The 7,170-nt window shown below is 74.7% G+C and carries 7 protein-coding genes; 6 read left to right on the top strand and 1 reads right to left on the bottom strand.

Features of this window, described 5'->3' with window-relative positions:
• Window positions 1-384 (top strand): hypothetical protein (locus tag CCN29_RS32200; protein ID WP_086686061.1); only part of this gene is annotated, 384 nt, incomplete at its 5' end.
• 106 nt (window positions 385-490) lie between these two features.
• A complete protein-coding gene (gene pgm / locus CCN29_RS32205; RefSeq protein WP_006136701.1) occupies window positions 491-2,131 on the top strand; it encodes a phosphoglucomutase (alpha-D-glucose-1,6-bisphosphate-dependent) in 1,641 nt (546 codons plus the stop codon).
• Between the two features lie 47 nt (window positions 2,132-2,178).
• Here pgm and CCN29_RS32210 read toward each other — a convergent pair whose 3' ends face one another.
• Window positions 2,179-2,691, bottom strand: a complete 513-nt coding sequence (locus tag CCN29_RS32210; protein WP_031019256.1) for a hypothetical protein — start codon at window positions 2,689-2,691, stop codon at window positions 2,179-2,181.
• 245 nt (window positions 2,692-2,936) lie between these two features.
• Between CCN29_RS32210 and CCN29_RS32215 the strand changes: the two genes are divergently transcribed.
• The 4 genes from CCN29_RS32215 (at window position 2,937) to CCN29_RS32230 (ending at window position 7,083) form a co-directional block, all read left to right on the top strand.
• Window positions 2,937-3,941: an alpha/beta fold hydrolase gene (locus CCN29_RS32215; protein WP_086686063.1), complete on the top strand. Its 1,005-nt coding sequence runs from the start codon at window positions 2,937-2,939 to the stop codon at window positions 3,939-3,941.
• A gap of 68 nt (window positions 3,942-4,009) precedes the next feature.
• Window positions 4,010-4,408 (top strand): AraC family ligand binding domain-containing protein, encoded by a 399-nt coding sequence (locus CCN29_RS32220; protein ID WP_086686065.1) that lies wholly within the window; start codon window positions 4,010-4,012, stop codon window positions 4,406-4,408.
• A 103-nt stretch (window positions 4,409-4,511) separates the two neighbouring features.
• A complete protein-coding gene (locus tag CCN29_RS32225) occupies window positions 4,512-5,597 on the top strand; it encodes a substrate-binding domain-containing protein (protein ID WP_006136705.1) in 1,086 nt (361 codons plus the stop codon).
• A gap of 139 nt (window positions 5,598-5,736) precedes the next feature.
• The gene (locus CCN29_RS32230) at window positions 5,737-7,083 is read left to right on the top strand and encodes an ABC transporter substrate-binding protein (RefSeq protein WP_039989022.1); all 1,347 of its coding nucleotides are present in this window, start codon (window positions 5,737-5,739) and stop codon (window positions 7,081-7,083) included.
• Window positions 7,084-7,170 lie beyond the last annotated feature (87 nt).

The following is a 7,170-nucleotide window of genomic DNA, read 5'->3' on the forward strand; positions in this document are numbered from 1 at the left end:
TCCAAGGCCACGTCGGCCGCCGAGAGGACCACCGGCAAGGCGGCCGAGTCCGCGAAGAGCGCCGCCAACGGCGTCGCGGGCACGGCGGGTGACGCCGCGTCGGCCGTCGCGTCCGGCACCGAGCGCGCCGCACGGGCGGCGAACGGCGCCGCACGGTCCGCCGCCAAGGGTGTGGAGGCCGGCCGCCGTGCCGTCGTCACCGCCTCCGGGCAGGTCGTCGCGGGCGCCAAGACCGCCTGGACGGTCGTCGCCAACCGCCGTCTGGTCGCCGCGGGCGCGGCGGCCGGACTGACCGCGCTGACCGCCGCCTCCTACGCCGTGGGCCGCCGCGCCGAACGTCACAGCCACGGACCGCTGACCCGGATGACCGGCGGACGCATCTGACGCGGGCGGGGCCGGCGCGGACCGGGCCCACTCGCGCGGCGACGGCCCCGCGGGGAAAGATGTCCCCGCAAGCGTGACAACCGACCTTTTGCCAAGGAGTGGGCACATGCAGCACGAGCGAGCGGGCGGTCCGGCCGGTCCCGAGGATCTCGTCGACGTCGCTCGGCTGGTCACGGCGTACTACGCGCTCCACCCCGACCTCGACGACCCGGGGCAGCGCGTCGCGTTCGGCACCTCGGGGCACCGCGGCTCGTCGCTGACGGCCGCGTTCACCGAGGACCACATCGCCGCGACCAGCCAGGCCATCTGCGAGTACCGCGCCGCACAGGGCACCGACGGACCGCTCTTCCTCGGCGCGGACACCCACGCCCTCTCCGAACCGGCGCGGGTCACCGCCCTGGAGGTGTTCGCCGCCAACGGCGTGACCGTGCTCGTCGACAGCGCCGACGGCTACACGCCCACCCCGGCCGTCTCGCACGCCGTGCTCACCCACAACCGGGGCCGCGGCACGGGACTCGCCGACGGCGTGGTCGTCACCCCGTCCCACAACCCGCCCGCCGACGGCGGATTCAAGTACAACCCGCCCAGCGGCGGCCCCGCCGGATCGGACGCCACGGGCTGGATCCAGGACCGCGCCAACGAGATCATCCGCGGCGGCCTCAAGGACGTCCGCCGCGTCCCGTACGCCCGCGCCCTCGCCGCGCCCACCACCGGCCGGTACGACTTCCTCGGCACGTACGTCGCCGACCTGCCGGGCGTGCTGGACCTGGACGCGATCCGCGCGGCCGGGGTCCGCATCGGCGCCGACCCGCTGGGCGGGGCGTCCGTCGCCTACTGGGGCCGTATCGCCGAGGAGCACCGCCTGGACCTCACGGTGGTCAACCCCCTCACCGACCCCACCTGGCGGTTCATGACGCTCGACTGGGACGGCAAGATCCGCATGGACTGCTCGTCGCCGTACGCGATGGCGTCCCTCATCGAACAGCGCGACCGCTTCGACATCGCGACCGGCAACGACGCCGACGCCGACCGGCACGGCATCGTCACCCCGGACGCCGGCCTGATGAACCCCAACCACTACCTCGCCGTCGCGATCGGCTACCTGTACGCGCACCGCGAGCAGTGGCCGTCGGCGGCGGGCGTCGGAAAGACCCTCGTCTCGTCGGCGATGATCGACCGGGTCGCCGCCGACCTGAAGCGCGACCTGGTCGAAGTGCCGGTCGGGTTCAAGTGGTTCGTGGACGGACTGGCCGGCGGCACGCTCGGCTTCGGCGGCGAGGAGTCGGCCGGGGCGTCCTTCCTGCGCCGCGACGGCTCGGTGTGGACCACCGACAAGGACGGCATCATCCTGGCGCTGCTCGCCTCCGAGATCACCGCGGTCACCGGGAGGACGCCCTCGCAGCACTACGCCGAACTCACCGCGCGCTTCGGCGAACCCGCCTACGAGCGGATCGACGCCCCCGCGACCCGCGAGGAGAAGGCGCGCCTGGCGAAGCTCTCCCCGGCGCAGGTCACCGCGGACACCCTGGCAGGGGAGCCGGTCACCGCCGTGCTCACCGAGGCGCCCGGCAACGGCGCGTCCGTCGGCGGCATCAAGGTGACCACGGACAGCGCCTGGTTCGCGGCCCGCCCGTCGGGCACGGAGGACGTGTACAAGATCTACGCCGAGTCCTTCCAGGGGCCGGAGCATCTGCGCCGGGTGCAGGAGGAGGCGAAGGGGGTCGTGCTGGCGGCGCTGGGCGGCTGAGCGCGGGCCGCTGCCCCCGGGTCGGCGCAGTCGGTGCAGTCGGCCGGTCAGCCGGTCCGGATCTCCGTGGCGGACGGGGTGGTGAGCCCGGACGGCACGGAGGTCCCCGTGGGCAGCGGCACCGGGGCCTCCTCGGACTGCTGGAGCACGGTGTCGCCGGGCCCTTCCGCCGGAGTGCCCGCGCCGGTGGACAGCTGGGACCAGGCGCCCAGCGCCAGCGCGATCGCGGCGGCCGTCCCCACGACCCGCCCGGCCCGGCGCAACCGGGCCCGCCCGTCGAGGTCCCGCCAGGCAGGCCCCTCCCACGGATCGTGCGGCTCCCACAGGTCCCCGACGGCGTCCGGGACGTCGCGGCGGGGCGGCTTCTTCGCCGCGGGCGACGGAAGTGCGGGTGACCGCCCCGCGGCCCGCTGCACCGCCGAGGGCTCCTTGGGGGCGGACGTACGGATGGCCTGCTCGCTGTCCGTGAGGAACCGCTGCCAGACATCGTCGGGCAGGGACGGCACACCGTCCTCCCGCTCCTGCGGCGTTCCGCCGTCGTCCGGTCCCTGCGCGGTCACGTCCGTCCAGTCCTCTCGCGTCCCGGAGCCCGCCGGCGACACCGCGCCGCACGCGCACCTCCGGGCCCGCCAGGATCATCGCACAGCGCGGTGACGACGGAACGGGGGACCGGCACGCGGGTTCCGCGGGCGGTTCGGGGTTTGCGGAACCGGCAACGTCGCTCGCCGTCCGAGGCCGCCGCCGCGCATGCTCGGCGTACCAGCCGGCCTCCGGGCCGCGTACGCCGAACGACACTGGAGCAGCCGTGCAGCCACCGACGCCACCCCGCCCGGCGGGAGCACCCGTCCACCGTCTGGTTGCCTCGCCCGCGGGCCGGACGCACCTGGTGGAACAGGGCAGCGGCCCGTTGGTGCTGCTCCTGCACGGCTTCCCCGAGAGCTGGTACTCCTGGCGTCACCAGCTGCCCGCGCTGGCCGCGGCCGGCTACCGGGCGGTGGCCGTCGACGTGCGCGGCTACGGCCGCTCCTCCCGGCCCGCCGGCCTGGACGCGTACCGCGTGCGGGAGCTGGTGGCGGACGCCGTCGCGGTGGTCGAGGCGCTGGGGGAGCGGACCGCCGTCGTCGTCGGCCACGACTGGGGCTCGTCCGTCGCCACCAACGCCGCCCTCATGCGGCCGGACGTGTTCCGCGCGGTGGCGATGCTGAGCGTGCCCTACGCCCCGCGCGGCGGCCCCCGGCCCACCAGCGTGTTCGCGTCGATGGGCGGCGACGAGGAGTTCTACGTCTCCTACTTCCAGGAGCCGGGCCGCGCCGAGGCCGAGATCGAGCCCGACGTACGCGGCTGGCTCGCCGGCTTCTACGCGGCGCTGTCCGCCGACACCATGCCCGGCCCCGGCGCGCCCTCGCCCCACTTCACCGGGCCGGGCGGAACACTCCGCGAGCGCTTCCCGGCGGACCGGCTCCCCGCATGGCTCACCGACGCCGAACTCGACGTGTTCTCGGGTGAGTTCGAGCGCACCGGGCTGACCGGCGCGCTGGCCCGCTACCGCGTCATGGACCGCGACTGGGAGGACCTCGCCGCGTACGACGGGGTCCCGCTGACCCAGCCGTCCCTGTTCATCGGCGGCGAACTCGACGCCTCCACCACGTGGATGGCCCAGGCGATCGACGCCTTCCCGGTGACGCTGCCGGGCCTGGTGTCCTCGCATCTCCTCAAGGGCTGCGGGCACTGGGTCCAGCAGGAACGCCCCGAGGACACCAGCCGCCTCCTGATCGACTGGCTCGCCGCCCTGCCCCCGGCCGCGTGCTAGGTTCCCGCACGACAGCGAGCGCGTGACGCCCGGCGCGGCCGGGCGTCGGGGGCGGACGGCGGCGATCCATGACGTCGGAGCACACCGGCACACCGGACGGCGGGGCACCTCTGCCCCGGATCCTCTGCGACACGGCCGCACTGGCCGCAGCCGCCGGCGACGACCGCGCCGGGGCGCTGTGGCGGCTCGCCGAGTCCGGGCGCCAGCTCGACGCCAACGTCGTCCGTCTCCCGCCCGGCCACCGCGTGGACACCCACCGCGAGCCCGACCTCGACGTCCTCCTGCTGGTCCTCGCCGGCGACGGCACCCTGACCGCCCCGGACGGCGACCACCCCCTGCCCACCGGCACCCTGACCTGGCTCCCTCACGGCTCCACCCGCTCCCTTGCCGCGGGCCCCGACGGTCTCACGTACCTCACGGTCCACCGCCGTCGACCGGGGATGACGATCCGCACGGCTGAGTCCTGACTCCGCTCTCCGGGAGCCGGGCGGCTCCCGCGGACGCCCGCCAGAGCGATCGTTATGATGCCCGCATCGTTCAAACGAACATTGCGTCGCGGGGAGGGGCCTCATGCGTGAGCCGGTCGAGGTCAGGAGGCAGCGGATCCTCGCCGCCGTGGAGTCCCGGGGGTCCGCGCGGGTGAGTGATCTCGCCGCCGAGCTCGAGGTGTCCGTGGTGACCGTGCGGCGGGACGTGGAGGAGCTGGCCCAGGAGGGGCGGCTGCGGCGGGGGCACGGTGTCGTGCGGTCCACGCTCGCCGCCCGCGACATCCCCGCGCCGCGCCCGCCGGACGGCGACACCGTGGCCGTCGTCGTGCCGGAGCGCCACACCTACCTGTACGAGTCCCTGCACGGCGCTCGCTCGGTGCTGGAGGCGTCCGGCAAGCGCATCGCGCTGCACATCGCGCCCCAGGTCGCGGGCGCCGAACGGCCGCTGGCGGAACGCGCGTTGAAGGACGGCGCCGCGGGACTGCTGCTCGCCCCGCGCTGGCGCACCCTCGCCGACGAGGAGGCCGACCACGCCTGGCTCGCCGCGCTGGAGGTGCCCGCCGTGCTGATGGAGCGGCGCCCGGCCGCGGGCAGCGCGCTGCACGCGATGGACTCGGTCTGCTCCGACCACGTCCACGGCGTCCACCTGGCCGTGGAGCACCTGGTGTGCCTCGGGCACCGGCGCATCGTGTTCGCCACCCGCGACGACAGCCCCACCGCGCGCACCCTGCGGTCGGCGTGCGCGCGGATCGCCGGGGCGCACCCGCTGGTGGAGACGTGGGCGTGGGTGCTGAGCGCTCCCGAGGCCGGGCAGGAGGGCCCGTACGCCCCGGAGCAGACCGCCGGGCTGCACGAGGTGCTGCGCAGGACGGGCGCCACGGCGGCCGTGCTGCACGGCGACGTCGACGCGCTGATGCTGGTGCAGCGGCTCGCGGACCACGGGGTGCGGGTGCCGGAGGACTGTTCCGTCGTGGCCTACGACGACGTGGTGGCCGGCCTGGGCACCACACCGCTCACCGCCGTCGCCCCGCCGAAGGCGGACGTGGGCCGGGCCGCCGCCGAACTGCTGCTGGAGCGGCTGGACTCCGGGGCGGGCGGGCACGCCCCCGTCCGCAGGGTGGAGCTGCTGCCCTCCCTGTCGGTACGCGGCTCCACACGACCGCTCTGACCTCCGCGAGCAGTAGATGAGCGTTTGAACGTTTTATTTTCTTCTGATCGATCTATTGACCGTTCAGCCGTGCGGCCCCGACGATTCCCGTGTCCCGAACAGCCGTGTCCCCGACACGCCAGGAGCCGCGGGAGGCGCCATGCTTGGTCGACACCGTCGTCGGTCCGTGCTCGCCGCGATGGCCGCCGCGCCGCTTGCAGGAGCCCTGGGCACCTGCAGCGGGGGCGCGGACGACGCCCCATCAGGCAGCAGCAGCACCGGCGGGAAGAAGCCCGTACGCATCACCTTCTGGTCCGCACTGCGCGGCAGCCAGGAAGTGGTCGACGCCTTCAACCGCACCCACGACCGCATCCAGGTCGACTTCCAGCAGATCCCCTCCGGAGGCCAGGGCGGCTACGCGAAACTCAGCAACGCCGCCCGCGCGGGCAACGCCCCCGACGTCGCCACGATCGAGTACCCGCAGGTGCCCGGGTTCGCCATCGACGGCGTCGCCCGCGACATCACCGACCTGGTCGACGACCGGCTGCGCGCCAAGCTGCTGCCGCAGGCGTTCGGCCTGACCACCTTCCAGGGACGGGTGTTCAGCGTCCCCCTCGACGTCGAACCGATGGTGATGCACTACCGCGCCGACCTGTTCGACCGGTACGGCCTCGAAGTTCCCCGCACCTGGGACGAGTTCGCGGGCCTCGCCCGCGTCGTCCGCCGCACCGCGCCCGAGCGGCGGCTGGTGCTGTTCCCCACCGACGGCGCCACCCAGTTCGCCGCCTACTCCTGGCAGGCGGGCGCCCAGTGGTTCGACACCCGCGACGGTGCCTGGAACGTCTCCCTCGCCGACGCCCCGACCCGCCGCGTCGCCGCGTACTGGCAGGACCTCGTCGACCGCGGTGACGTGTTCATGAACGCCGTCGAGAGCCGGCAGTCCGACGCCCAGATCGGCGGCGGCCTCGTCCTCACCCGGCTCAGCGGCGCCTGGGACGCCGGCGCGCAGATGAACGCCCGGCCCGGCCAGAAGGGCCAGTGGCGCATCGCCCCGCTGCCCCAGTGGGACACCGCCCGGCCCGCCGTCGGCACCCACGGCGGCTCCACCTTCGCCGTCACCAAGGACAGCCGTCACCCCGAGGCCGCGATGGAGTTCATCGCCTGGCAGGTCGCCCACCCCGACGCCCTGCGCGCCCGCCTGTCCAGCGGCACCAGCAGCCAGTACCCGGCGGCCTCGGCCCTCGTCGCCGTCGGCCGGGACGCCTTCGACCGCTCCTACTACGGCGGCCAGGACATCTACACCCTCTTCGAGCAGGAGGCGGAGAAGATCCGCGACGGCTGGGTCTGGGGCCCGCGAATGACCGCCACCGGCCGGGTCATGCAGGACTCCTTCGCCCGGGTCCCCGCCGGCCGCGGCACCATCGTCGACGCCGTGCGCGCCGCCCAGGACGGCACCATGCCCGACCTCAAGGCCCTCGGCCTGTCGACCACCCAGCACAGCACCTGAGCCGCCCGAAAGGCAGGTGACACCCCTCATGACCGCGACGACCGAGCACACCGTGCGGGTCCCCGCCCCGCACGGTGTGCTCGGTCG

Source organism: Streptomyces pseudogriseolus (assembly GCA_002154585.1).
Classification (GTDB): domain Bacteria; phylum Actinomycetota; class Actinomycetes; order Streptomycetales; family Streptomycetaceae; genus Streptomyces; species Streptomyces pseudogriseolus.

What these genes read in the sequence shown, in the direction of transcription:
- pgm (WP_006136701.1), top strand. Translation starts at nt 491, where the DNA reads ATGCAGCACGAGCGAGCGGGCGGTCCGGCCGGTCCCGAGGATCTCGTC.
- CCN29_RS32220 (WP_086686065.1), top strand. Translation starts at nt 4,010, where the DNA reads ATGACGTCGGAGCACACCGGCACACCGGACGGCGGGGCACCTCTGCCC.
- CCN29_RS32225 (WP_006136705.1), top strand. Translation starts at nt 4,512, where the DNA reads ATGCGTGAGCCGGTCGAGGTCAGGAGGCAGCGGATCCTCGCCGCCGTG.
- CCN29_RS32230 (WP_039989022.1), top strand. Translation starts at nt 5,737, where the DNA reads ATGCTTGGTCGACACCGTCGTCGGTCCGTGCTCGCCGCGATGGCCGCC.